Annotated in this window: 23 protein-coding genes; 11 read left to right on the top strand and 12 right to left on the bottom strand. The window is 59.4% G+C overall.

Features of this window, described 5'->3' with window-relative positions; all coding sequences use genetic code 11:
- Positions 1-147: 147 nt before the first annotated feature.
- The 6 genes from BM300_RS11210 to BM300_RS11185 form a co-directional block, all read right to left on the bottom strand.
- On the bottom strand, positions 148-486 hold the full coding sequence (locus tag BM300_RS11210; RefSeq protein WP_063324420.1) for a HopJ type III effector protein: 339 nt from the start codon (positions 484-486) through the stop codon (positions 148-150).
- Positions 479-775 (bottom strand): DUF1244 domain-containing protein, encoded by a 297-nt coding sequence (locus tag BM300_RS11205; protein WP_063324421.1) that lies wholly within the window; start codon positions 773-775, stop codon positions 479-481. The genes BM300_RS11210 and BM300_RS11205 overlap by 8 nt, the downstream gene beginning before the upstream one ends.
- A 99-nt stretch (positions 776-874) precedes the next feature.
- Positions 875-1255, bottom strand: a complete 381-nt coding sequence (gene folX / locus BM300_RS11200) for a dihydroneopterin triphosphate 2'-epimerase (protein ID WP_063324422.1) — start codon at positions 1253-1255, stop codon at positions 875-877.
- On the bottom strand, positions 1256-1816 hold the full coding sequence (folE, locus tag BM300_RS11195; protein ID WP_092149361.1) for a GTP cyclohydrolase I FolE: 561 nt from the start codon (positions 1814-1816) through the stop codon (positions 1256-1258).
- Positions 1817-1836: 20 nt separating this feature from the next.
- Positions 1837-2547 carry a dihydromonapterin reductase gene (gene folM, locus BM300_RS11190; protein ID WP_092149364.1) on the bottom strand — a complete coding sequence of 237 codons (711 nt, stop codon included), beginning with the start codon at positions 2545-2547 and terminating at the stop codon, positions 1837-1839.
- A gap of 249 nt (positions 2548-2796) precedes the next feature.
- A complete protein-coding gene (locus BM300_RS11185) occupies positions 2797-3366 on the bottom strand; it encodes an antibiotic biosynthesis monooxygenase (protein ID WP_092149367.1) in 570 nt (189 codons plus the stop codon).
- A 221-nt stretch (positions 3367-3587) separates the two neighbouring features.
- Between BM300_RS11185 and BM300_RS11180 the strand changes: the two genes are divergently transcribed.
- A complete protein-coding gene (locus tag BM300_RS11180; protein WP_092223760.1) occupies positions 3588-4547 on the top strand; it encodes a MerR family transcriptional regulator in 960 nt (319 codons plus the stop codon).
- A gap of 161 nt (positions 4548-4708) precedes the next feature.
- Here the strand turns inward: BM300_RS11180 and BM300_RS11175 are convergent, their stop codons facing one another.
- Entirely contained in the window at positions 4709-5314 is a 606-nt protein-coding gene (locus BM300_RS11175) for a hypothetical protein (RefSeq protein ID WP_092462887.1), read from the bottom strand.
- A gap of 54 nt (positions 5315-5368) precedes the next feature.
- The gene (locus BM300_RS11170) at positions 5369-5842 is read right to left on the bottom strand and encodes a PAS domain-containing protein (RefSeq protein ID WP_063324428.1); all 474 of its coding nucleotides are present in this window, start codon (positions 5840-5842) and stop codon (positions 5369-5371) included.
- Between the two features lie 153 nt (positions 5843-5995).
- Here BM300_RS11170 and BM300_RS11165 point away from each other — a divergent pair, with 153 nt between their 5' ends.
- The 4 genes from BM300_RS11165 to BM300_RS11150 all read left to right on the top strand — a co-directional run bounded on the left by BM300_RS11165 (position 5996) and on the right by BM300_RS11150 (position 9445).
- Entirely contained in the window at positions 5996-6451 is a 456-nt protein-coding gene (locus BM300_RS11165) for a flavodoxin (protein WP_063324429.1), read from the top strand.
- A 136-nt stretch (positions 6452-6587) separates the two neighbouring features.
- Complete coding sequence (locus tag BM300_RS11160; RefSeq protein WP_063324430.1) at positions 6588-7370, top strand: class II aldolase/adducin family protein; 783 nt, start codon at positions 6588-6590, stop codon at positions 7368-7370.
- Positions 7370-8272 carry an alpha/beta fold hydrolase gene (locus BM300_RS11155; protein ID WP_092462885.1) on the top strand — a complete coding sequence of 301 codons (903 nt, stop codon included), beginning with the start codon at positions 7370-7372 and terminating at the stop codon, positions 8270-8272. The genes BM300_RS11160 and BM300_RS11155 overlap by 1 nt, the downstream gene beginning before the upstream one ends.
- Before the next feature lie 261 nt (positions 8273-8533).
- Entirely contained in the window at positions 8534-9445 is a 912-nt protein-coding gene (locus BM300_RS11150; protein WP_092462884.1) for an SDR family oxidoreductase, read from the top strand.
- A gap of 100 nt (positions 9446-9545) precedes the next feature.
- Here the strand turns inward: BM300_RS11150 and BM300_RS11145 are convergent, their stop codons facing one another.
- The 3 genes from BM300_RS11145 to BM300_RS11135 all read right to left on the bottom strand — a co-directional run bounded on the left by BM300_RS11145 (position 9546) and on the right by BM300_RS11135 (position 13445).
- A complete protein-coding gene (locus BM300_RS11145; RefSeq protein WP_092462882.1) occupies positions 9546-10328 on the bottom strand; it encodes an ATP-grasp domain-containing protein in 783 nt (260 codons plus the stop codon).
- Positions 10329-10452: 124 nt separating this feature from the next.
- On the bottom strand, positions 10453-10704 hold the full coding sequence (locus BM300_RS11140) for a bacteriocin immunity protein (protein WP_092149382.1): 252 nt from the start codon (positions 10702-10704) through the stop codon (positions 10453-10455).
- Positions 10701-13445 (bottom strand): S-type pyocin domain-containing protein, encoded by a 2745-nt coding sequence (locus tag BM300_RS11135; protein WP_092149385.1) that lies wholly within the window; start codon positions 13443-13445, stop codon positions 10701-10703. The genes BM300_RS11140 and BM300_RS11135 overlap by 4 nt, the downstream gene beginning before the upstream one ends.
- A gap of 630 nt (positions 13446-14075) precedes the next feature.
- Here BM300_RS11135 and BM300_RS11130 point away from each other — a divergent pair.
- From BM300_RS11130 to BM300_RS11115, 4 genes are all read left to right on the top strand, one after another.
- Complete coding sequence (locus tag BM300_RS11130) at positions 14076-15869, top strand: DUF1302 domain-containing protein (RefSeq protein ID WP_092462881.1); 1794 nt, start codon at positions 14076-14078, stop codon at positions 15867-15869.
- A gap of 22 nt (positions 15870-15891) precedes the next feature.
- Positions 15892-17259: a DUF1329 domain-containing protein gene (locus BM300_RS11125; protein WP_063324435.1), complete on the top strand. Its 1368-nt coding sequence runs from the start codon at positions 15892-15894 to the stop codon at positions 17257-17259.
- Between the two features lie 304 nt (positions 17260-17563).
- On the top strand, positions 17564-20116 hold the full coding sequence (locus BM300_RS11120) for a LuxR C-terminal-related transcriptional regulator (protein WP_092462879.1): 2553 nt from the start codon (positions 17564-17566) through the stop codon (positions 20114-20116).
- Between the two features lie 131 nt (positions 20117-20247).
- The gene (locus BM300_RS11115) at positions 20248-20949 is read left to right on the top strand and encodes a hypothetical protein (protein ID WP_092462877.1); all 702 of its coding nucleotides are present in this window, start codon (positions 20248-20250) and stop codon (positions 20947-20949) included.
- Here BM300_RS11115 and BM300_RS11110 read toward each other — a convergent pair.
- Positions 20914-21735: an IclR family transcriptional regulator gene (locus BM300_RS11110; RefSeq protein WP_092149397.1), complete on the bottom strand. Its 822-nt coding sequence runs from the start codon at positions 21733-21735 to the stop codon at positions 20914-20916. The genes BM300_RS11115 and BM300_RS11110 overlap by 36 nt on opposite strands.
- Positions 21736-21886: 151 nt before the next feature.
- On the opposite strand from BM300_RS11110, the gene hmgA reads away from it, so the two are divergent.
- Both hmgA and fahA read left to right on the top strand, forming a co-directional pair.
- Entirely contained in the window at positions 21887-23191 is a 1305-nt protein-coding gene (hmgA, locus tag BM300_RS11105) for a homogentisate 1,2-dioxygenase (RefSeq protein ID WP_092149400.1), read from the top strand.
- A gap of 3 nt (positions 23192-23194) precedes the next feature.
- Complete coding sequence (gene fahA / locus BM300_RS11100) at positions 23195-24499, top strand: fumarylacetoacetase (RefSeq protein WP_092149403.1); 1305 nt, start codon at positions 23195-23197, stop codon at positions 24497-24499.
- Positions 24500-24503: the final 4 nt, after the last annotated feature.

Below are 24503 nucleotides of genomic sequence, written 5' to 3'. Positions count from 1 at the left end.
CTCCCGCTGGGGCGCGAAGCGGCCCCCCAAACCTGGCAACGCGGTGTGTCAGGCAAATTGAGTTTGACTGTTTGGGTCTGCTGCGCAGCCCAGCGGGAGCAAGCTCCCTCGCCACAACAGCGGGCCTCGTCGTAATGGAAGGTGCGATCAGCGCCGTTGCAGCGGCGGCGCCTCGAACTTCACCCCGGCCAACCCATGGGTCATCAGCGCGCGGATATTACCGTGATCGTTGCCGTCAGGCGTGGCCAGCACCGAACGGTAGTGTTCGCCAAACGCCAGCAGCGCTTCTTCATCGCTCAAGCCCTCAAGCAGCGCCAGGCCCAGCGTCTTGCAGGATCCTTCGTTCTGCCCCGCGGCGTTTTGCACGCCACCGTTGTTGAAGGCCTGGGGCTGGTAGTCGTAACCGGCGGCGATAAAGGCCAGGGTGTCGGCGAAGGCATGTTCGCCGCTTTTGAGACGGGTACGCAGGGTATTGAGATCAGGCATCGGGTTTTCCTTTGGCGAACGCCGCTTGTTGTTCGGCGCTGGCTTCTTTCTGGTATTGGGCTTTCCACTCGGCGTACGGCATGCCGTAGACCACTTCGCGGGCGTCATCGAGGCTGACCTCGATCTGGCGTTCATCGGCGGCGGCCTTGTACCACTTGGACAGGCAGTTGCGGCAGAAGCCGGCGAGGTTCATCAGGTCGATGTTCTGCACATCCTTGCGGCTGTCCAGGTGGGCAACCAGCCGACGGAAAGCGGCGGCTTCGAGTTCGAGGCGTTGTTGGTCGTTCATGGGGATCTCTGCGAGGCAGCTTCAAGGGGCGAGCTTCAAGCTGCAAGTTTGGATTTGCGGTGGTCAGGCTTGAAGCTTACCGCTTGAGGCTTGCAGCTGCTACGAAGTCGCCCGACTTGCTGCGAGCGTAATCGACACTGATTCTGCGAATCGCAAGGCGTGGGGTTTGTCGACTTCGACTTCGGCGTATTGCACCGACTCGTTGGTCATGACCAGGTCGAGCAATTCCTGGGTCAGGCGTTCGAGCAGGGCGAAGCGGTTGCCTTCCACGTGGGCGATGATCGCCTTGGTGATGGTGCGGTAGTTCAGCGCGTGGTCGATGTCGTTGTCGCGTACTGCTTCCTGGGCGGCGTAGAGGATGGTCAGGTTGATCAACACATCCTGCTTGTTGAGGATTTCATCTTCGTTGATGCCGATGAAGGTGCGCAGGCGCAGGTCCTTGACCTTGATGCGTGCCATGGCTGGCTGAAGTTGTGGCATTTACTTGCTCCGTCGAATCAATTGCAGGAACTCCTGGCGCGTGGTGCTGGAATCGCGAAAGACGCCGAGCATCACCGAGGTGTTCATGGTCGAGTTCTGTTTTTCGACACCGCGCATCATCATGCACATGTGCTGGGCCTCGATCACCACCGCCACGCCGGCGGCCTGGGTGACCTGCTGCACCGCGTCGGCGATTTGCCGGGTCAGGTTCTCCTGGATTTGCAGGCGGCGGGCGAACATGTCCACCAATCGGGCGATCTTCGACAGCCCCAGGACCTTGCCCGTAGGAATATAAGCCACATGGGCCTTGCCGATGAAGGGCAACAGGTGATGTTCGCAGAGTGAATAGAGTTCGATGTCGGCGACGATCACCATTTCATCGCTGTCAGAGGCGAACAGCGCGCCGTTGACGATCTGCTCGACGCTTTGTTCATAACCATGGCAGAGGTACTGCATGGCCTTGGCGGCACGGACCGGGGTATCGAGCAGACCCTCGCGTTCGGGGTTTTCCCCCAGGCCGATGAGGATCTCGCGATAGTTCTGGGGCAGGGATAGCGTCATGGTGCATCCTCGAAACAAGGCTATTTGACGTGCCGCCCGCCGTTGACGGTCAGGGTCGTGCCGGTGACATAAGGGTTGTCCAGCAGATAACGCAGGCTCTGGTAGATCACTTCGCTGCCGGGTTCGATGCCCAGTGCGGACTTGGCCAGGGCCTTGGCGCGGTAAGCTGCGTCGTCTTCGGGGTTGAACAGTAGCAGGGCCGGGGCGATGCCGTTGACCTTGATCGCCGGGGCGAACTTGGCCGCGAACGACAGGGTCAAGCTTTCCAGGCCGGCCTTGGTGGCGCAATAGGCGATATGCCGGGCGCTGCCCTTGCGGGTTACATCATCGCTGATGTGCACGATATCCGCCGGGGTTGAACGCCGCAGTAGCTCGGCGCCGTGCAGGTTGATCAGGTAAGGCGCCAGCATGTGCACGCCGAACATGGCGTTGAAGGCCGCGGCTTCGCAGCCCGGGCCCTCGGCTAGCCAGGCCGAGGCGTTGTGCACGATGGCCCGCAGCCGGTCGGTGTGCTGCTTGAGTTGCTCGATAAAGGCCAGGATCCCCGCTTCGCTGGAGAAGTCGGCAAACAGCATGACCGCGCCCAGGTCCCGCAACGTTTGCACGCCTGGACGTTCGGTCCGGTAGGTCGCGATCACCGGTTGCCCGTCTTCCAGCAATCGCCGGGCACAATGCAGGCCGACGCGCTGGGCTGCGCCAGTGATCAGGATCGGAGCGGTGGCGCTGGACATAGGACGGCTCGGTTCACGGCTAGAGCAAAACTATAACAGCGACGCAAGATTGCGACAGGCGAATCTGTGACAGCGTCGATCCGACGTGCTCGCGAAGAGGGTGCGCCAGCCGACATCAGCGTTAACGGATAAACCGCTTTCGCGAGCAAGCCCGCTTCCACAGAGGATTATCGTCGAACACAAATGATGTGAACGACACAAATCTACTGTGGGAGCGGGCTTGCTCGCGAAGGCGGCATCCCGGTTAAATCACTGATTCTGTGTGAAAGGCTTGGCCGGCAACGTCCGCTGTGGCGCGCCGTTGAGCCAGTTCGCCAGCAGATGGGTCGACATCGGAATAAACAGGTAGACCATCAGTGGCGTCAGGATCAGCGTACTGATAAACACGCGGCTCAACAGGCCCAGTTCGCCCAGCAGCGGCCCCAACAGGAAATTGAACAACAGCGAGACGGGAAAAAACGCCAGCCAGATGGCCACGGCCTGTTTCCAGCGTGGCGGACGCTGACCGGCCGCGCCGAACCAGCCATCGATGCCGCGCACGCGGTGTTCGGAGGGATGGGCAAACAGATCGCTGCCCCGTCCCAGCCAGGCCGTGCGGGAGGCAGAGTGTTCCCAGGCGTGCAGCGTCTGCTCGTCGGCAAAACGGAAGATAATCTGGAATTCATCGTCCTGGGGCGGTGGCGCGAGCACGCCTGAGCCCAGGTAGCCGGGAAAATCGGTTGCCAATTGTTCGCCTTCGCGCAACCAGGCGATCAGATCCTGATAGCGTCCATGGGCGACGCGGCGGGCAACCATCAGGGTGACGGGTGAGGTAGACATTATGCATCTCCGTAAGACAGGCGCGGCACTCCGGGTAGGAGGTTCGCGGGGGACGCCCCCGGGGTGGTGGGCAGCGTCTGGTCGCCAAAAAACAGGCAAGGATTATTCCTGATTGTGCGTAAAACAACAAAAACGCACATCGAGTACGTTTGTCCTTGTCATGACATGTCCGGGGAGGGGTAAACTAGGATCCAATTTCCCAGCCGGAATTGTCTGCCAAAATGAGTGTAATCACAGAGGATGGCTTCGTTTTCCAGGCATCAGGCGCCTTCAGACGGGAAGACCTGTTTCCCATTCGCGAAGTCGCGCGCATGACCGGCGTTAACCCCGTGACCCTGCGTGCCTGGGAGCGGCGCTACGGTTTGATCCAACCTACACGCACCGAAAGTGGGCATCGCCTGTACTCGTTGGGCGATATTGAAAAAGTGCGCAGCATCCTGGCTTGGATCGAGCGCGGGGTGGCCGTCAGCAAAGTGGGAAGGATCCTGGCGAAGACCGAGTCGGTGCAACCGGTCTCCACGCTGATTTCATCCGATCAGGTCAGGGCCGATCATGCCCACTGGCAACAACAGGTGGCGGACGCGGTTAGCAACTTTGACGATGTGGAGCTTGATCGTGTCTATGGGCAGGTCTTTTCCACCTATACCGTGCCGATCGTCTTCCAGGACATCCTGATGCCGCTTTGGCGACAACTATTGCAACGCCAGCAGACGTTTGGGAAAACCAGCGAATGGGTGTTTCTTGATGGTTTCCTGCGTTCGCGCATCATCCAGCGGCTCTTGTTCAAGCGCGAAGGTACGTCGCCGCGTGTCCTGGCCTGCGCGATTGCCGATCATTGCCATGAACTGGAGTTGCTGGTCACGGGGCTTTTCCTGTCCAAGGCGGAAGTGGGCGTCAGGCTGTTGTCGATCGGCCTGCCGTTCGAGGAACTGACCCTGGTGTGCCAGAAGATCCAGCCGGTGGCATTGGTGCTGGTTTCCAATCATGCGCCGGCTCCAGACTTGCCAAAGCGCCTGGGCAAATTGGCAATGAGCCTGGATTGTCCTTTGATGCTGGCCGGTGATGCATCCGATCTGGCACAGGAGAGCCTGGTTGGATCGCCGGTCGGTTGCCTGGGGAATGAGGGGACAGTGATGCGCCAGCGCCTGCGTCAATTTCTGGCAGGCAACCTGGATACCTGAATGGTGTGTCCTGTATCGCAAGTACTGTTCCTTTTTGACGGCGTCTGTTGCCGTCATGCTGCGTTGCCGCTCCTCGCCATAGCGGGCTATGACTCGTCGCGGCGTCTTGCCTGACGACACCAGCCACTCGTCAAAAAGAAACGTGTTTGCGAAACAGGATACTAGAGGTGCATGGTCGGATGGGTCAGGCGATGTTGCTGCAGGATGTACTGGCGCAAGCGCTCGGTCTCGTCCTGGTCATTCTGGCTCAGGTGGTAGGCAAACAGGCCGCGATCGGTTTCCCGTTCGAAGTTGCCTCGCAGCGAAATTCTCTCGTAGCCTGATGGGCTGAACCACAAGGCAAACTGCTTCGGCGGTTTGGTCCGACTGCGGTTTTCCAGCAGTACGCCCTTGCAGGAGACTTCGTGGACCCACAGCGGTCCCGGCTGACCCTTGATGTTTTCCAGCGCCACCGGCTCTTCGAGCGCCAGGCGCCATGGGCGAATCTTCGGTCCGTCCTCGTAGATGCTTGGCACACCCAAGCGCAGGTGCATCGCATGGAATTCGTCTTCCACCAGATGCAGCGGAAAGGTCATTTGTTGGTTTTCGAAATTGGCTTGCAACGTAACCTGCTCATTTGCCGCCAGACGTGTCAGCAAGTCACGGATCTGCGACCCACCGTTTACCAGCAAGCTCGACGTGACATCCCGCTCGTTCAACTGCGGGTTGTGTTGCATGGTCCGGATGAAATCCAGTTCATCCTGCGTCAGGAGGGCATCGCGCTGCATGATCTGCTCGAAATGATAATTTACGTGTTCACTGGTGATTGTAGTGACTGACCATTAATTCGTGGTTTTGTTTGAACCGTCCGTCGCTTCGAGTCGGGCAATTGTCTGCCGCGCTTCGGCCAGTTCCTTTTCCAGCTGGGCGACGCGTTGTTGAGCCTTGACCTGGGTCGTGACGTCTTTTTGCACACCCACGAAGTAGGTATGCCCGTCAGCCTGGTTTTTTACCGTGGACAGTGACAACTCATTCCAGAACGGCGTGCCGTCCTTGCGGTAGTTACGCAGCACCTCACGACAGGTACCGCCCTCTTTCAAGGCTTTGCGAATGGGCTCCAGCGAGGGCTGGTCCCGATCACCCGATTGCAGGAACCGGCAATCCTGATAGAGGATTTCGTCGCGGTGATAACCGGTCAATCGTTCGAAGGCCGGGTTCACGTAGATCAGGATATTGTCTTCACCTTCTTTTTCGGCGATGACAATCCCATCGTTCGAAGCATTGATGACCAGTTGCATCAGTTGAGCGTTGATCATGGGGAGAACCCTTTGAACATCCTTGTAGAAGCAGCATTCTAAAAGAAATCGATAGGCTGTCCACTGGCCATTAGGGCCGTTGAGAGCCATTCGCAGCCTGACAGGTGCAACTGTTACTATCCTGGCTCTTTTTTCAGGTTCAGGATCAGATCGATGAAAGTCGCCATTCTTTCCGGCTCAGTGTATGGCACCGCCGAAGAAGTCGCCCGGCACGCCGCCAAACTGCTTCGCGAGGCAGGCTTTGAATCCTGGCACGACCCTCGTGCGACCCTGGCGGATGTGCAGGCATTCGCACCGCAGGCCGTGCTGGCAGTGACTTCCACGACCGGCATGGGTGAGTTGCCGGACAATTTGATGCCGTTGTATTCGGTCATCCGCGACCAGTTGCCCGGGTTCTTTCGCGGTTTGCCTGGCGCGGTGATCGGCCTGGGCGACGCCAGCTACGGGGATACCTTCTGCGCCGGTGGCGAGCAGATGTGCGAGCTGTTCGTCGAATTGGGCGTACGTGAGGTGCTGCCGATGCTGCGTCTGGATGCCAGCGAGAGCGTCACGCCGGAAACCGACGCCGAGCCATGGCTTGCTGAGTTGATTGACACGTTGCGCCCTTGAAGCGGATGCGCTGACTCGTTCGGCCAGTAAGCTGGCTGCGAACGCAACTACCGCCTCTGAAAGAGCTGACTAGACTGATTTTCTTGCGTACGACGTTTCGATCGAAACATATAACAAGAAACCAGAGGTCAGAGCCGTGAGCGTAGCGCCCGTCCAAACGACACTCAGCATCAAAGATCAGGTCAGTGCGGCCGAATGGCAAACCCGGGTGGACCTTGCCGCCTGTTATCGGCTTGTTGCGCTGCACGGTTGGGATGACCTGATCTTCACCCATATTTCCGCAAAGGTTCCCGGTACCGAGGATTTCCTGATCAACCCGTTCGGGATGATGTTCCATGAAATCACCGCCTCGAGCCTGGTCAAGGTCGATCAGGCCGGCAACAAGTTGATGGACAGCCCCTACGAGATCAACCCGGCCGGCTACACCATCCACAGCGCGGTGCATGAGGTACGCCATGATGTGGCCTGTGTGCTGCACACCCACACCGCTGCTGGCGTGGCGGTATCGGCCCAGAAACAGGGGGTGCTGCCGATCAGCCAGCAATCGCTGTTCGTGCTGTCGAGCCTGGCCTATCACGCCTACGAAGGTGTGGCCTTGAATCACGAAGAAAAGGCTCGCCTGCAGGCGGACCTGGGCGAGAGCAACTTCCTGATGCTGCACAACCATGGCTTGCTGACCTGCGGCGGTACCATCGCCGATACCTTCCTGATGATGTTCACCTTTCAGCGGGCCTGTGACATCCAGGTCCTGGCGCAGAGCGGCGGGGCCGAGCTGATTGCCATCGAGCCGCAGATCCTGGCTGGCGCCCGGGCGATGATCGCCGGGGTGACCAAAAGCGCCCAGGGCATGGGCGGCGCGTTGGCCTGGCCGGCGTTGTTACGCAAGCTCGATCAACAAGACGCCGGGTATCGAAGCTGATGCCCCTGGCCCAGATTCCCCTGCGTATCTGGCGCCAGCGCAGCCAGATCTTCATGTTCCGAGGTCATGCCATCCGTTACTGGGTGGCCGGGCAGGGCGAGCCGCTGCTGCTGATCCACGGGTTCCCCACAGCCAGTTGGGATTGGCATTACCTGTGGCAACCGTTGGCGCAACGTTACCGGGTGATCGCGTGTGACATGCTCGGTTTCGGCGACTCCGCCAAACCGACGGATCACGTCTACAGCCTGCTGGAGCAAGCCGATCTGCAACAGGCCCTGCTCGCGCACCTGAATGTGAGGGGCGCGCTGCATGTGTTGGCCCACGATTACGGTGATAGCGTGGCCCAGGAACTGCTGGCGCGGCATTACGAAGCGCGCATCCATCTCGCCAGTTGCGTCTTTCTCAATGGCGGCCTGTTCCCGGAAACTCACCGCCCAGTCTGGGCCCAGAAACTTTTGCTCAGCCCCCTGGGGTGGCTGCTGGGGCGGGCGTTCTCCCGGGAAAGCCTGGTCAGCAGCTTTCGGCAGATTTTCGGCCCCCGGACCACCCCCACTGAAAGCGAGCTGGATGATTTCTGGAGTCTGGTAGAAGCCCATCGTGGTCCGCGGATCATGCACAAGCTCATTGCCTATATTCCCGAACGCCGTGTGCAGCGGGATCGCTGGGTGCAGGCGATGCAGCGCGGCGACGTGCCGTTGCGGGTGATTGACGGCGCGGTCGACCCGATTTCCGGAGAACACATGGTGGCGCGCTACGAGGCCCTGATCCCGAGCCCGGACACAGTGTTGTTGCCCGACATTGGTCATTACCCGCACACCGAGGCGCCGGTGCAGGTGCTCAAGCATTACCTGGCGTTTCGCGAAGCCATCGCCGCGCCGCACAGAAAAATGGCCTGTTCATGACGATACCTTGTGGGAGCGAGCTTGCTCGCGAACGCGTCAGCACATCCAGCATCTATTCTGATTGAAAGACCGCTATCGCGAGCCTGCTCGCGATAGCGGTGCCTCTGCCAGCAGGAAAATCGAATAGGCCGCTGTGGCTTGGGCCCGCATCATCCCCTCACCTTATCGCCCACCATTCACTTGCAACCGTGTTGATTGTGACCGGTCGACTTGTGCCGGACACTCGTGCCCATTGTCCTGTCCGCCTGCTGGAGTTCTGCCATGAGTGAGTCTGTGCGCTTCGAAGATAAAGTCGTGATCGTCACGGGAGCTGGCGGGGGCCTGGGCCGCGCCCATGCGCTGCTGTTCGCCAAACAAGGCGCAAAAGTGCTGGTCAACGACCTTGGCGGCTCGGCTCAAGGGGAAGGGGCCAATGCCTCGGCAGCAGACCGGGTGGTCGCCGAAATCCGCGAGGCGGGCGGCATCGCCGAGGCCAACCACGACTCGGTGACCGATGGCGACAAGCTGGTACAAAATGCCCTCGACGCGTTCGGCCGGGTTGATGTGGTGGTCAACAACGCCGGGATCCTGCGGGACAAGACCTTTCACAAAATGGACGACGCCGATTGGGACCTGGTCTACCGCGTCCATGTCGAAGGCGCCTACAAAGTCACCCGCGCCGCATGGCCGCACCTGCGTGAACAGAATTATGGACGGGTGATCTTCACCGCGTCCACGTCCGGCATCTACGGCAACTTCGGCCAATCCAACTACGGCATGGCCAAGCTTGGCCTGTATGGCCTGACCCGCACCCTGGCCATCGAGGGGCGCAAGAACAATATCCTGGTCAACGCCATCGCCCCCACCGGCGGCACGCGCATGACCGAAGGCCTGATCCCGCCGCAGGTATTCGAGCAACTCAAACCTGAACTCGTCAGCCCGCTGGTGGTGTACCTGGCCAGTGAAACCTGCCAGGAAACCTCCGGCCTGTTCGAAGTGGGCGGCGGCTGGATGGGCAAGGTGCGCTGGGAACGCAGCCTGGGGGCGGGCTTTGATCCGCGCAAAGGGTTTTCGCCCGAAGACGTCGCCGCCCATTGGCAGCAGATCTGCGACTTCGAGCATGCGGTGCACCCGAATGACAATCTGGAAGCCTTGAAAGAAATGATGGCGAACTTGCAGCGCTACGCTATCTAAATATCACCGCCCGGGCCGGTTGCCGCCAGGCGCGGCAAGCGTACTCATGGACAATACTTGTTCACGCGGGCCGTCGCGACGGGCTCGAAAGGGCACAGACCTATTCCGCACGGCTCAACATCCAGGCAAAGCGCGCGGCGGGCCACTCCTTGCGGTCTGATACCTGCCCGTCACCGAGCTCGACCACTCGCAGCACACCGTCTGACCTGAGTACTACGTCGACCGAAAAAAAAGGACTGTCGATCAGCCGTGCGCACTCGGTCACCAACTCAGGAATCTCATCGGTGACGCCGTAGGCCTGCCCTTGGAGTACAAAATAACGACGCTCGGTTTCTTCAAGGTATTCCTCTCGTCGTCTGACGCAGATACCGCCCTCAATCTGTCCCCGATATTGGCGCATCTCTTCAACAAGCGGCGCTATGCCTTCGGGAGTGTCCACCAGGCTGCCACCACCGGTGTTAAGTGACTTTACGTAGTCCTTGATGAAATAGCCTGGCCATTGCAGGTCCTCAAGTGCCTGAGCGAAGTTTGCATCGCTGTCCAGCACCACCGTTTCGCTCGTACAGGCAGCCAACAACGGATACCACTGTGGCAAGTGATGACAATGTTGGTATTGCGTGGCGTTGGTGACTTCAATGACGCCTTTTTCACGCAGTTGGTTAACCAAAGCAGCATAAGCGTCGGGTGTCAGCATCCACCCGCGGTACAAAATCGAGTCTCCGGGCGTGAGGGACGCAGAAGTCTTGAAAAGGCCCGCTTCGAAATCTTCAAAAGAGAACAGCACAGTCCTCAGTCCCGCAGTCATTACCGCTTCGTACTCTTCAGCGTACTGCTCGTCAGGACGTTTTTTATAAAATGGGTCGCTAGGATATAGGAGGTGCATTGCTTCTTACCGATGAGGAGTGGATGGTCAAAATGCTGCTGGGTTCGGTACATCATGACGCCGGAGTCGAGAGACCCCTGCTGCCGATTATTCAGCAGCAAGGGGCGTTCAAATATCTGGAGCGTCAGGGTTGCTTGAAGCCTGGTTTACCGTTGGCTGCACGCCAGTTTTTTATCTCGTCGACTATCGCCTCAGAGCTTTCCTTGCCAGGCTCTGGATAAAATAGAAGATCTGATCCTGCGGGGTGCTCTGAGATACGCTTGAAATCCAAGACTGCGTTGTTATGTGCTTTTTCAGAAGGAAAATTTCCTTCTGAAATTTTTATTATGAAGGCGAGAAATTCTTTTTCAGTTATTTCGGTTATCGATTTCTTCATTGTTTGTGCTCTCTATGAATTTCAATATGTCTTTTAGGGGTGGCGAGAGTGATATTGTCAATGTCGTAAACTCCACCATTTAAAGAAATGTATTGTTTATGGTGAAGCTCATATTTGGTTCGTGCGCCAATCTGTTCAGTCTCCTTGGTATAGGCAGAACGACCTTTTTTCATTTCTACTAGATTACGTGAATTAAATTGTTGCGAAAGTATAGGATCGCCAGCGACGGCTTTCCAAAAAGCCTCCCGAAACTTCCTGAAACGCCTAAACTCCTTTCCCCTCAACTGATCCGCAATCTGCGACGGAATGGGTGCCCCTTCACCTTTCGATGCTGCATCCGTCCACACGCCTGAAACCGGAGCCCCCATTCCCAGCGCAACCCCAGGGTCTTCCCGTCGATCCCTGAACATGACGTACAGAGGCGGCAGGCCTGAGTCGATTGGGAAAACGAAAACATAATCATCGAAGCTGTTTGCGGTTATTTCGGGAAACGGATCGATCCTTCCCTCTATGGGCGTTACCGATGCGCCTGTATAAACAGGCGGGGCGGGCGGCTCGGCGGGAAGGGCCGTGGAGCTGTTTCCGGGTTGAACGACCGGCGTCCACGTCAAGGTTCTGGGTGGGGTTTGTTCAGTTGTAGCGATGTAGAGGTTCTGTTGTGCGTTATAGGTAACCGGCACCACTCTGGTTTTTGACGGGTGGGTTACACCGTCGGTGTTGATCACGAGGATTTCGGATTGACCATCCACGGTTGCTTGAGAAGTGAGGCGTACCGGCAAGTCAACGAATCCGTCGGCCGCCGCGATTGCATGCAAGTCGTGGTGATGTGTCGGTGCGAGCTCCGAGAGTGGCGTGCTGAACGCATATCGCTCGGGTAATTCACCGTTTGCCAGCTTGGGTGAATAGAGCAGCGCCGCAAAACCCGCCAAGGTCGGCGCTGCCACTGCGGTAAGCGATTCGACAGCCATGGCGACTGCGGCTCGTAGCGCGGCCTGGATGGCCAAGGTCGCTTCCGAACTTATGGCCAGGCTACTGCCGACAAGCGTGAACACCGGACCGGCTGCGGCCGCCGCGCCCGGTATAGGATAGGCGCGGCCCGCCAGGACTTGTTCCAGTGCTTGTGCCTGGGCTACGCCTAGGATCTCGGCTTCGGCTGCCTTGCGTGCCTCTTCCGTGGAAGCCCATTCAGAAGAGTTGTTAAAGACGGTATAGATGGGCGGAATACCCGACTCAACCGGGAACACCGTGACGAACCCACTACCAAAATCGTAATCCTCCAGCTCCGGATCCTTATCGACCCCTCTGGTTATGGCCCAGGGGGTTCCGCCCTCATAGAGGTCGATCTTCGGCACGATCGATGGCAGTGTCGTGGATGCATCCGTCTCTTTTACGATAGGCGTCCAGGTCATCAAGGTGGATGAGCCATCTGGACTGTAGGATTTGTAGACGTTGCTGTGAGGGTCGAGTGTTGCAAGCCTGACCGGCACGCTGGAGGGCACCGATGTTCCGTCGGCACTCGCGACGACGAACATCATCTCGTCGTCGGTGGTCATGGAACCCAGCACCACCGGGAGATTGACCTCTCCCTTCGATGTTGCGACTGCCAGCAAATCATCGGTGTTGGCTGGAGCTAGTTCTGACAGCGGAACACTCAGGGCGTAGCGTTCTTCGTTGCCCAGCTCCGACGGGTCAATCAGTGACGCAAACCATGCAACAGTGGGTAATGCCGTTGCGGTAACTGTTTTTAGGATCGCCGAAACCGCGGTGCGTAACTCATCCGTGATGCCCGAGGCGGTCACCCGGTTGGGGGCGAAGGTCCCACCTGCGATTGTAAATACTGGGCCGGCGGCTGCGGCGGAGCCCGATACTGGAAATGTACGGGTAGCCCGGGCTGGTTGACGTGCCTTTTTGACTTCTGCCTGACGCCTCGCTTCCTCCGCCTCCAGTTCTTCAGCAGCGGCCCACCTTTCGGCCTCCCATAAGGCCATGGCGGCATCGTGGGCTTGTTTAGCAGCTACTGTTGCGGCAATCCGTGCAATCCGTGCTTGTTCTTCAGCCGCGCGTTTAGCCTCGGCTTCGGCGGCCTTGCGCGCCTGTTCCTGAGCCACGCGTTTGGCTTCAGCTTGAGCCTTTGCCCGAGCCTCCGCGGCTGCTTTTGCGTTTGCCTGGGCAATGGCTTTGTTGTGTGCGGTTAAGCGAGCATCCAATAGCTTGATCTGCTCAGCCAGGAATTTTGCCTCGTACGCCGCAGCATAAGAAACATTCCACTTGGAAATTGCGTTGTAGTAAGCCCTTTCACCTCCACGACGGCCAATGAGCTCGAACCCCTTATAACGAGCGTCTTGAGTTTTGTGAGTCAGTGGATCATGACCATAATAAAGATTGGCTATCGCTATGTGTTCTTGATGATCTTTTCTCGCTTTGAACAGTTGTAGCTTGAGTGTTCGTAATTCAATTTCGGCTGCATCGGTTCCACGAGGGACCACCGCAGCAACGGCTGCTCTTGTTTTGGCGAGTTCGGCGTTGGTTATATGAGTGATATTCCTGACATTTTCTTTGAAGAGCTCTTCGGTAGAAGTGTTGCTTTCATCTAGCCAATCAAGAGCATAATCAACGGCATCGTATGCACGATCAGAGTGGTCTGGGCCTGACACGCGCCTTGCGTTAAACCCAAACCCGTCAGGTGACGAAGGCGTGCGAGGTATACCTCTATTTACAAGTAGATTTTTTTCTTGCTGCATATCGAGTTCCTTTCGAATCGAATCTGAATAGCCATGCCGTGATTCAATACGTGCAGTCGTTCATGGCTATTTGCGTAGTCACCCATCCTGGGCGACCAAGGAAACTATAAGTTCGTTCTCTTAAAACAGGCAGGTGAGCCTTTCCGACAACAACGTAGGAAACAAGAAGTTTTAACTCGGAAATAGGCGCACATAAAAAAGGCCGCTGCAAAAAGCAGCGGCCTAAGCGTGACGTTGCAAAGGAGCTACAAACCAACGTCGGTAAACACGGGATGATGGACCGATACGCCAATCCATCCGAAGACGGTGTGCCAGGCATGAGGGATGCCATGAGGCTTGTGCTTGCAGGCCCGTTGCCCTGAAAGCCCGGCCAGCATAGGCATCGAGCCCCGCGGGAAACAGCCCGGATTCAGACATGCACCGTTGCAGGGCGCGTAACAGTCGAAGGCTGGGCATGGGTATGCGCGGCGCTGATGACCCATCATCCAGTCCATCCATGCACGGCGCAAAGGCCTGCGCCGCATGGGCTGTAATCCTTTTTAGGTACAGCGCGAATACCTCCTTGGTGCGCTTATCGCCCCTGGCGTGCGGCAGTAGGGTGAAGCCTCTGTCACTCACCGGGGAAGACGCATGACAACAATAACAATGCGCGCCATCTTCAAGCCGCAGGCGCTGGCCGTCGCGGTGGCCTTGGGTTGCTGTGCCCAGGCGCAGGCCGTTTCATTCAACATTGGCGAGATCGAGGGTCAGTTCGATTCGTCGTTGTCCGTGGGCGCAAGCTGGGGCATGCGCGATGCCGACAACGACTTGGTTGGCTCGGTCAACGGCGGTCGGGGCCAATCGTCCACCGGTGATGATGGGCGGCTGAATTTCAAGAAGGGCGAGACCTTTTCCAAAATCTTCAAAGGCCTGCACGACCTCGAACTCAAGTACGGCGATACCGGCGTGTTCGTGCGTGGCAAGTACTGGTATGACTTCGAACTCAAGGATGAAGGCCGCGAGTTCAAGGACATCAGCGACAGCAATCGCAAGGAAGGCGCCAAGTCCTCGGGGGCGCAGATTCTCGATGCATTCGTCTATCACAACTATTCCATCGCCGATTTGCCGGGCACCGTGCGCGCCGGCAAGCAGGTGGTCAGTTGGGGGGAAAGTACCTTCATCGGCAACTCGATCAACAGCATCAACCCGGTGGACGTGTCCGCGTTCCGTCGCCCTGGTGCGGAGATCAAGGAAGGCCTGATCCCCGTGAACATGCTGTTCGCCTCCCAGGGACTGACCGACAAGCTCACCATCGAAGGCTTCTATCAGTTGGAGTGGGACCAGACCGTGGTGGATAACTGCGGCACGTTCTTCGGCAACGATGTGGTGGCCGATGGTTGCACCAGTGGCTACACGGTGGGCAGCCCGGCGATTGCGCCGTTCGTGCCATTGACCGAGGCATTCGGCCAGGGCATCCAGGTGTCCAGCGAAGGGGTGATCATTCCCCGTAGTGGCGACCGCGATGCCCGTGACTCCGGCCAGTGGGGTACCGCGTTGCGCTGGCTCGGCGATGATACCGAGTACGGCCTGTACTTCATGAATTACCACAGCCGCACGCCTACTGTTGGCACCATCACCGCAGGTTCCTCTACGCTGGCGGCCTTGCCGGGAATGATCTCGATTGCCAACATTCTGGCCCCAGGCAGCGGCAGCGGCCTGGCGCAAAGCGTCATGCTGGGACGCGGTCAGTATTACCTTGAATACCCGGAAGACATCCGCCTGTACGGTGCCAGTTTCTCCACGACGTTACCCACCGGTACCGCCTGGACCGGGGAAGTCAGCTACCGTCCCAACGCGCCGGTGCAGGTCAATACCAACGACCTGACCCTGGCGCTGCTCAACCCGATTGTCGGTGGCGCGGCCTCGCCCATCGCGACCGCGCCGGGTGCCGACAACACCGGTTACCGGCGCAAGGAAGTGACCCAGGTCCAGAGCACCCTGACGCACTTCTTCGATCAGGTGCTGGGGGCTGATCGCCTGACGCTGGTTGGCGAAGCGGCGGTCGTGCATGTCGGTGGCCTGGAGTCCAAGGACAAGCTGCGTTATGGCCGTGACTCGGTCTACGGCCAATACGGCTTCCAGGGCGACACCGATGGTTTCGTCACCTCGACGTCTTGGGGCTATCGCGCCCGGGCCATCCTCGATTACTCCAACGTGATCGGCGGGGTGAACTTCAAGCCCAACGTGTCCTGGTCCCACGACGTGGCCGGCTATGGCCCCAACGGTCTGTTCAACGAAGGCGCCAAGGCCATCAGCGTTGGTGTCGATGCCGACTACCGCAACACCTACACCGCCAGCCTGAGCTACACCGACTTTTTTGGCGGCGATTACAACGTTCTCGAAGACCGCGACTTCCTCGCGTTGAGCTTCGGCGTGAACTTCTGATCTGGCTGACAAGGAAAACCCAATGCGCAAGATGATCCTGCAATGCGGTGCCCTGGCCCTGAGCCTGCTGGCCGCGAACGTGATGGCGGCGGTCTCGCCGGATGAAGCGAATAAACTGGGTACCAGCCTTACGCCGTTGGGCGCGGAAAAAGCCGGCAATGCCGATGGCTCGATTCCGGCCTGGACCGGCGGCATCCCGAAAAACGCCGGTGCCGTGGACAGCAAGGGCTTTCTGGCCGACCCGTTCGCCAATGAAAAACCGCTGTTCACCATCACCGCCGCGACCGTGGACAAATACAAGGACAAGCTGTCCGAAGGCCAGGTCGCGATGTTCAAGCGCTACCCGGAAACCTACAAGATCCCGGTCTATCCGACCCACCGCAGCGTGGGCCTGCCGCCGGAAATCTACGAGTCGGCCAAGCGCAGCGCCCTCAACGTGAACGCCATCAACGACGGCAATGGCCTGGCCAATTTCACCGGCAACCGCTACTACGCCTTCCCGATTCCCAAGAGCGGCGTGGAAGTGCTGTGGAACCACGTCACCCGTTATCACGGCGGCAACCTGCGCCGGGTCATCACCCAGGTGACGCCGCAGACCAATGGCAGCTTCACGCCGATCCGCTTCGAAGAAGAAATCGCCGTGCCGTTCCTGATCAAGGACGCCGACCCGGAAAAGGCCAGCAACGTGCTGACCTATTTCAAGCAGGAGGTCACTGCCCCGGCACGTCTGGCCGGTAACGTACTGCTGGTGCATGAAACCCTCGACCAAGTGAAGGAGCCACGCCTGGCCTGGATCTACAACGCCGGCCAGCGCCGGGTGCGTCGTGCCCCGCAAGTGGCTTACGACGGCCCGGGCACCGCCGCCGACGGGTTGCGCACCTCCGACAACTTCGACCTGTTTTCCGGTGCGCCGGATCGCTACGACTGGAAGCTGGTCGGCAAAAAGGAAATGTACATCCCGTACAACAGCTACAAGCTCGACTCGCCCAGCCTCAAGTACGACGATGTGATCAAGGCCGGCCATATCAATCAGGACCTGACTCGCTATGAATTGCACCGGGTCTGGGAAGTGGTCGGGACGGTCAAGCCGAGCGAGCGGCACATCTATGCCAAGCGCCACATGTACATCGACGAGGACAGCTGGCAGGCGGCGCTGGTGGATCACTACGACGGTCGCGGCCAACTGTGGCGGGTGGCCGAAGGTCATGCCCAGTTCTACTACGACCATCAGAACCCGGGCTACACCCTGGAGGCGCTCTACGACATCATTGCCGGCCGCTACATCGCGCTGGGCATGAAGAACGAAGAGAAACACAGCTATGAGTACGGCTTCGAAGCCCGGGCCGCCGACTACACACCGGCAGCGCTGCGCTCGACCGGGGTTCGCTAACCCTTCGGACGGACACCGCATCTGTGGCGAGGGAGCTTGCTCCCGCTGGGGCGCGCAGCGGCCCTGAAACCAGACGGCTCGATGTATCAGGTGCATTGAGTGGACCGTTTTGGGGCTGCTGCGCAACCCAGCGGGAGCAAGCTCCCTCGCCACGGGACCGAGTCTGATTTGAACCCGACATGACGACCGGCAGCGCTCCTGCCGGTCGTTTCTTTATGAGCGCCAATCAGCGCGCTGAATACTTCTCCAAAGCTCGGCGACACAGGACTAGGGTGGTGAAATAACAATAAACAGGATCACCCACATGACCGCCATGACCCCGTGTCCGGACCGTCCAGGATTGTTGCCTCGCCTGTCCTCGACGCACGTGCCGCGGCGGTCCCTGAGTGAGTCTTTGCTGACGTCCGAAGCGCGGGTAAAACTGCTTTGCGCGCCAGCGGGCAGTGGCAAGAGTGCATTGTTCGCCGAGTGCTTCCTGCAGGCTCCCGCCGGGTGTCGGTTGCATTGGTTGCCATTGGGGGGCGCGGCGTTGAGCGCGGTGCAAATGTGCGAGCGCCTGGCCCAGGCCCTCGGGTTGCCGATGCTTGATGAAGCGGGACTGCTGGCCCACCTGGCGCGTTTGCAGACACCTACGTGGTTGTTCCTGGATGACTACTGTCGGGTGCCGAATCCCGAACTGGACCAGTTGCTCGACCGTCTGTTGAACACCAGCAGTCCAGCGTTGCACCTGTGGCTCAATAGCCGCCGCCGTCCCCAATGCAACTGGCCGCGGCTGTTGCTCGATGACGAACTGCACGAGTTCGATGCGCAGGCATTGTTCTTTACCCCGGACGATGTCCTGCCATTGCTGCGTCATCTGCCCGGCCCCCAGGCTGCCCGCACTGCCCGCGAGGTGATTCAACGTAGTGGCGGCTGGTGTGCCGGGGTGCGCATCACGCTGCTGGAACGTTGCGATTGGGCGCGCAAACATGCAACGCCCGGACGGCCGGGGACCTTGGTCGACTATCTGGAGTACGAACTGTTCAGCGCGCTGACTCCAGACCTGGCGCAGGCCTGGCATGTGCTGGCGCATCTACCGCGCTTCAATGCCCGGCTATGCGAGCATCTGTTCGGCGACACCGTGGGCGTGCAATGCCTGCCATTGTTACTGGACCTGGGATGTTTCATCGAACCATGGGAGCAGACGTCGGACTGGTTGCAGATTTTTCCGGCGCTGGCCCGGCTGGTACGTGAAGAGCCCTGGCCGCAGGGGCGTTCCTGGCATCGACGGGCCTGCCAGTGGTTTGCTGCCGAGCAGGACTGGCAAATGGCGTTCGAGCAAGCCATGTTGGCCGAGGAGTTCGAGACTGCCGTGAGTTTCTTGCAGCATCTGAGCTTCGAGCACGTCTTGCAGCGTCGCAACGTGGTGCTGTTGCTGGGCCTGCACGATCAACAAGGTGAAGCGCTGACCCTCTGTACGCCACAATCGGTGGGGTTGGTCACCGCTGCGCTGTTGTTCGCCGGACGCTTCAACCAGGCGTCGACATGCATTGAGCAGTTGGCCAGGTTCATGCCGCAGCCTTCGGCCTGCCGGCAGCGACAGCTGCTGGCCAGGTGGCAGGTCTTGCAAGGCTGGTTGCTGCACCTCTCGGGCGATGGCGAACAGGCGCGCGAGCACTTTCTCCAGGCCCAGGCCAGCCTGGACCCCGAGGCCTGGGCCCAACGTTTGCTGTGCCTGGGTGGGCTGACGCAGCAGGCGCTGCTTGAAGGCGAACTGGCTTCCGCGCATCGGATCAACCGCCAGGCGCTGTGCCTGGCGCGCGCACAGGGTTCGCTGGTGTTCGAAGGATTGCTGGAACTGGATCACGCCCAAGTCCTGGAACAACGTGGCGCGCCTCATCGGGCCGATCATCTGCTGGCCGCTGTCCAGGCGCTGCTGGATAAACCAGGCCAGGACTTTTCCCCGTTGTTGGGACGTATTGCCCTGCGGCGCGGGCGCCTGGCGTTGCGCATGGGGTTTGAAGAGCGCGCCGCCGAGCAGTTTCAAGCGGGTCTGGAAACAGGCCTGCACAGCCTGGACAAACAGGTGCTCTACGGATTTCTCGGCAAGGCCAGCCTGGCTGCCAACCAAGGCGATTATGGCGAGGCCTTCATGCAACTGCGCGATGCCGAGCGGATCATGCAGCAGCGGCACATCCCCGACACCGTTTACCGTGGCGTGTTATTGCAAACCAGCTGTCAGTTCTGGTTGCAACAGGGGCGGGCGGAATTGGCCCATGAAGCCTTGACCCGCGTCTTGCGCCACTTTCGTGGGCCGCAGGCCAAGCACGCACCTCCCGCGACGCTGGAATTGATTGCGCGACTTGAATACCTGCTGGTGCTGGCCGAGGTCTACCTGCAACGGGCACAGGAGCCGCAGGCGTGCCTGCAAGCCATGATCACCCGGGCACAGCAGAGTGAAATGCACAGCCTGGAGACCGAACTGCATCTGGTGTTGACGGAGGTTGTCTGGTTGTCCGGCGATCGCTCCCAGGCCCGGACACTCCTGCAAGAAGGGCTCAAGCGAGTCACGTGCTGGCGGGCCCAGCAAGCCTTGTGCGAGCTGCGTTTGCGCCAGCCCGAGCTGGGCCACTGGACGCAATCGGCAGCGCCCATCGAACCATCAACGGCTGGCGCCGAAGATACGTTACTCAGTCACCGAGAGCTGGAAGTTCTGCAGTTGATTGCACAAGGTCATTCCAATCAACAAATTGCCGAGCAACTGTTCATATCGTTGCACACGGTAAAAACCCATGCGCGTCGCATACATAGCAAGTTGGGGGTGCAGCGGCGTACTCAAGCAGTTGCGAAGGCTAAAGTCATGGGGGTGATGGGTTAGATTGAAAACAACTCCCGAAGGTCTTTACGCACGCTTACATTTGTCTTTTTACAGTATGGGGTTTGTCTGATGTATAACTAAGCCTGCGGATCGAACAGGAAGTTCGGTCTATGACATGACAAGGATGTCTTATGAATACCAAGTTGTTTTCTTCTTACTCTGAAAAACTGCTCGCACTGAAGAATACCCGTGTGGATTTTGCCGTGCAGGTGTTGTTGGGGCGCTATTTGGAAGCGCTGGGTGTCAATCCGTTCAGCAATTATCTGAATACATTGGCAGACTTTCCGAATCCCGAAGTTGGTTCGTCCGAAACCCTGTTCGATGAAGCGTTGGCCTGGGTTGAAAAACAGCGGGTGCCCAACTACAAACAAGGCGTCAGTAACGTGTTCAACAAGCGTTATTCTTTTGCCGTTGAAGACCGGGTCAGTGCGCTGGATTTGATCGCGTTCGAAAAAATCGTTTCGGATATCGTCATCCAACTGACTGAAAAACCTGCAATGGATTTATCTTGGCGTTCCATCAAGCCTTTGTCCGTTGAGGATGTTCATGGTGCATTGAAACTGCACTTGTCCGGGGTCGATCTGGATAAAGTCTACGTCACCGGTTTTGTAACCCATGGCGCAGGTGAGCGCGTGGTGTCTTCTTCTGAACCGCTGGTCGACTATCTACTGGGCCATTTCGACAATAATGAGATTCCCTACCACTCCAAAGGCGATCACCAAGCTATTTACATGGTGCCCTTCAGTGGGGATGACCGTCATCTCCATCCGCGACTGGCCCCCGCTCACCTCAATGATCTAATGATCAAGATTGTCCCGGATTTCCTGGGCTGATTCCGAACTCGCTTCATAGCCCATTCGCCAACTCACGGCCTGGGTCGCTGCCAGCAGGCGTTGCGCCGCCGGGCCGTGCTCGTCGGCATGGAACAGCGAGGTCGGGCCAACGATGGTCATGACCGCCGTCACTTGGCCGACGGCATTGAATACCGGGGCGGACAAGGCATCCACCCCCGGCATCAGCAAGCCATGCACATGGTGCAGGCCGCGACTGCGAATCTGCTCGCACAACACGGCATAAGCGCGGTCGTCGGCGAGGGCGTGGTGCTCGGTGCCTTGTACTTCCTGTTCGCGCAAGCCGATGGTCTCGCGCTCCGGCAGATAAGCGCTGAATACCAGCCCCGTGGACGAACTGAGCAGTGGCAATACCGAGCCCAGTTGCGTTACCACGGTTACGGCCCGCACGGCGGGTTCGATGCGCACCACGGTCGCGCCATGGTTGCCCCACACCGCCAGGAAGCAGGTTTCGTTCAAGTCGTCGCGCAATTCGGCCAGGGGCAGGGCGGCCACTTGCAGCACGTCCATGCCGTTGAGCGCTGCCAGGCCTACGCGCAGGGCCTCGCGGCCCAGGCCGTAGTGGTTGGTGGCGGCGTTCTGCTCGGCAAACCCGCTGGCGATCAAGGCTTGCAGATACCGATGAACCTTGCTCGCCGGCATTTGCACGTGTTCGGCCAGCCGCGACAGCGACGTGGAGGGCGACAGTTCGGCCAGGGCCTTGAGGATGTCGGTGCCGACTTCGGCCGAGCGGACTTTCTGTTTACCGTTGCTGAGCGGGGTTTCCATGGAGGCGCTGGGTCCTGAGGCGAATGGGCGTCTTTATAGCTTGACGGTCGCTGTCGAGCAAATTACGTTATGCGTAATTGAATTACGATAAAAACAACCCGGTACGCCTCAACCACTCCGTTGAGTGACGGGCCGCATTCCTGGAGGCTCCATGAACCTCGTTTCCCCAGCGTCGGACCTGGCTTACCAATCAGGCTTCGGCAATGAATTTGCCAGCGAAGCCTTGCCCGGCGCCTTGCCCGTCGGCCAGAACTCGCCGCAGAAAGTCCCATACGGTCTCTATGCCGAGTTGTTCTCCGGTACGGCGTTCACCATGGCTCGCAGCGAAGCGCGGCGTACCTGGATGTATCGCATCCGACCGTCTGCCAATCACCCGGCCTTCACCAAGCTCGAACGGCAACTGGCGGGTGGCCCATTGGGCGAGGTCACGCCCAATCGCCTGCGTTGGAACCCGCTGGAGATCCCCGCCGAGCCTACCGATTTCATCGACGGGCTGGTGTGCATGGCGGCTAATGCCGGTGCGGACAAACCGGCCGGCATCAGCCTTTATCAGTACCGCGCCAACCGTTCCATGGAGCGGGTATTTTTCAATGCCGACGGTGAATGGTTGATCGTGCCGCAACTGGGACGGCTGCGGATCGCCACCGAGTTGGGCGTGCTGGAACTGGCACCGCTGGAAATCGTCGTGCTGCCCCGGGGCCTGAAATTTCGCATTGAACTGCTCGACCCGCAGGCCCGTGGTTACCTCGCCGAAAACCACGGAGCGCCGCTGCGCCTGCCGGATCTCGGGCCCATCGGCAGCAATGGCCTGGCGAACCCACGGGACTTCCTGACACCGGTCGCCCATTACGAGAACCTCGCGCAACCCACCTCACTGGTGCAGAAATTCCTCGGTGAGTTATGGGGTTGCGAGCTGGATCATTCGCCCCTCGACGTGGTGGCCTGGCACGGCAACAACGTGCCGTATAAATATGATCTGCGCCGCTTCAACACCATCGGCACGGTCAGTTTCGATCACCCAGACCCGTCGATTTTCACCGTGTTGACCTCGCCCACCAGCGTCCACGGCCTGGCCAACCTCGATTTCGTGATTTTCCCGCCACGCTGGATGGTGGCAGAGAACACCTTCCGTCCACCGTGGTTCCACCGCAACCTGATGAACGAATTCATGGGCCTGATCCAGGGTGCCTACGATGCCAAGGCCGAAGGTTTCCTGCCGGGCGGCGCGTCCTTGCACAGCTGCATGAGTGCCCATGGCCCGGACGGCGAGACCTGTACCAAGGCGATCAATGCTGAACTGCAGCCGGTGAAAATCGACAACACCATGGCGTTCATGTTCGAGACCAGCCAGGTGCTGCGTCCAAGCCGTTTCGCCCTGGACTGCCCGCAACTGCAAACCGACTACGATGCATGTTGGGCCTCGCTGCCTGTCACGTTCGACCCGACCCGGAGATAACCCATGACTCAACTTTCCCCTGCCCGTAGCTGGGTCGCCTGTGCCAACGGCCATGCGGACTTCCCGTTGCAGAACCTGCCATTGGGTATCTTCAGTGTCGATGGCGGTGCCCTGCGCAGCGGCGTGGCGATTGGCGAGCGGATTTTCGATTTGCAGGCGGCGCTGCACGCGGGCTTGTTTGACGGCGCGGCACGCCAAGCTGTCGAAGCCATGGCCGACGGCCAGTTGAATGGGTTTTTCGACCTTGGCCGAGGCGCCCGGGTTGCCCTGCGTGAGCGACTGCTGGAACTGCTGCGCGAGGACAGCCCCCTGCGGGGCAAGGTCGAAGCCCTGGGCGCGAAACTGCTGCTCCTCGCTGCCGACTGCCAGATGCACCTGCCGGCCAGGATCAACGACTACACCGACTTCTACGTCGGTATCGAGCATGCGCAGAATGTCGGCAAGCTGTTCCGCCCCGACAATCCGTTGCTGCCCAACTACAAATACGTCCCCATCGGTTACCACGGTCGCGCCTCGACCATTCGCCCGTCCGGCACCGACGTGCGTCGTCCCAAGGGCCAGACCCTGCCGGCCGGCCAGACCGAGCCGACGTTCGGCCCGTGTGCACGGCTGGACTATGAGCTGGAGCTGGGCATCTGGATCGGCAAGGGCAATGCCCTGGGCGAACCGATCCCCATCGGCGATGCCGCCGAGCACATTGGCGGGTTCTGCCTGCTCAACGACTGGTCGGCCCGGGATATCCAGGCCTGGGAATACCAGCCCCTGGGGCCGTTTCTGTCGAAGAGTTTCCTGACGAGTATTTCGCCATGGGTGGTAACGGCTGAAGCCCTGGAACCGTTCCGTCGCCCGCAACCGGCACGCCCGCAAGGCGATCCGCAACCGCTGCCGTATCTGCTGGACAAGCGTGACCAGGCCGGTGGTGCCTTCGACATCGAACTGGAAGTCCTGTTGCTGACCGAGGCCATGGGCGAGCAAAACCTGCCGGCCCAGCGCCTGACCCTGAGCAACACCCAGTACATGTACTGGACCGTGGCGCAAATGGTCGCGCATCACAGCGTCAACGGTTGCCAGTTGCAGGCCGGCGACCTGTTTGGCTCGGGCACCTTGTCGGGCCCTGAAAACCATCAATTCGGCAGCCTGCTGGAAATCACCGAAGGCGGTAAAAAACCGATCGAACTGGCGTCTGGCGAAGTGCGCCGATTCCTCGAGGACGGTGACGAAATCATCTTGCGGGCCCGTTGCCGCCGCGAGGGTTTCGCCTCCATCGGCTTCGGCGAGTGCCGGGGCAAGATCCTGCCGGCGCGTTGAGGGG

The sequence above is a fragment of the Pseudomonas sp. NFACC46-3 genome (assembly GCF_900114515.1).
Classification (GTDB): Bacteria; Pseudomonadota; Gammaproteobacteria; order Pseudomonadales; family Pseudomonadaceae; genus Aquipseudomonas; species Aquipseudomonas fluorescens_Q.
The sequence above is the reverse complement of the archived record's forward strand: the minus strand, read 5'-3'. Positions and strand labels throughout refer to the sequence as shown.

Excerpts from the sequence above, each read along its gene's own strand:
- BM300_RS11210 (WP_063324420.1), bottom strand. The coding sequence starts at position 486 with ATGCCTGATCTCAATACCCTGCGTACCCGTCTCAAAAGCGGCGAACAT.
- BM300_RS11205 (WP_063324421.1), bottom strand. The coding sequence starts at position 775 with ATGAACGACCAACAACGCCTCGAACTCGAAGCCGCCGCTTTCCGTCGG.
- folX (WP_063324422.1), bottom strand. The coding sequence starts at position 1,255 with ATGCCACAACTTCAGCCAGCCATGGCACGCATCAAGGTCAAGGACCTG.
- folE (WP_092149361.1), bottom strand. The coding sequence starts at position 1,816 with ATGACGCTATCCCTGCCCCAGAACTATCGCGAGATCCTCATCGGCCTG.
- folM (WP_092149364.1), bottom strand. The coding sequence starts at position 2,547 with ATGTCCAGCGCCACCGCTCCGATCCTGATCACTGGCGCAGCCCAGCGC.
- BM300_RS11185 (WP_092149367.1), bottom strand. The coding sequence starts at position 3,366 with ATGTCTACCTCACCCGTCACCCTGATGGTTGCCCGCCGCGTCGCCCAT.
- BM300_RS11180 (WP_092223760.1), top strand. The coding sequence starts at position 3,588 with ATGAGTGTAATCACAGAGGATGGCTTCGTTTTCCAGGCATCAGGCGCC.
- BM300_RS11175 (WP_092462887.1), bottom strand. The coding sequence starts at position 5,314 with ATGCAGCGCGATGCCCTCCTGACGCAGGATGAACTGGATTTCATCCGG.
- BM300_RS11170 (WP_063324428.1), bottom strand. The coding sequence starts at position 5,842 with ATGATCAACGCTCAACTGATGCAACTGGTCATCAATGCTTCGAACGAT.
- BM300_RS11165 (WP_063324429.1), top strand. The coding sequence starts at position 5,996 with ATGAAAGTCGCCATTCTTTCCGGCTCAGTGTATGGCACCGCCGAAGAA.
- BM300_RS11155 (WP_092462885.1), top strand. The coding sequence starts at position 7,370 with ATGCCCCTGGCCCAGATTCCCCTGCGTATCTGGCGCCAGCGCAGCCAG.
- BM300_RS11150 (WP_092462884.1), top strand. The coding sequence starts at position 8,534 with ATGAGTGAGTCTGTGCGCTTCGAAGATAAAGTCGTGATCGTCACGGGA.
- BM300_RS11145 (WP_092462882.1), bottom strand. The coding sequence starts at position 10,328 with ATGCACCTCCTATATCCTAGCGACCCATTTTATAAAAAACGTCCTGAC.
- BM300_RS11140 (WP_092149382.1), bottom strand. The coding sequence starts at position 10,704 with ATGAAGAAATCGATAACCGAAATAACTGAAAAAGAATTTCTCGCCTTC.
- BM300_RS11135 (WP_092149385.1), bottom strand. The coding sequence starts at position 13,445 with ATGCAGCAAGAAAAAAATCTACTTGTAAATAGAGGTATACCTCGCACG.
- BM300_RS11130 (WP_092462881.1), top strand. The coding sequence starts at position 14,076 with ATGACAACAATAACAATGCGCGCCATCTTCAAGCCGCAGGCGCTGGCC.
- BM300_RS11125 (WP_063324435.1), top strand. The coding sequence starts at position 15,892 with ATGCGCAAGATGATCCTGCAATGCGGTGCCCTGGCCCTGAGCCTGCTG.
- BM300_RS11120 (WP_092462879.1), top strand. The coding sequence starts at position 17,564 with ATGACCGCCATGACCCCGTGTCCGGACCGTCCAGGATTGTTGCCTCGC.
- BM300_RS11115 (WP_092462877.1), top strand. The coding sequence starts at position 20,248 with ATGAATACCAAGTTGTTTTCTTCTTACTCTGAAAAACTGCTCGCACTG.
- BM300_RS11110 (WP_092149397.1), bottom strand. The coding sequence starts at position 21,735 with ATGGAAACCCCGCTCAGCAACGGTAAACAGAAAGTCCGCTCGGCCGAA.
- hmgA (WP_092149400.1), top strand. The coding sequence starts at position 21,887 with ATGAACCTCGTTTCCCCAGCGTCGGACCTGGCTTACCAATCAGGCTTC.
- fahA (WP_092149403.1), top strand. The coding sequence starts at position 23,195 with ATGACTCAACTTTCCCCTGCCCGTAGCTGGGTCGCCTGTGCCAACGGC.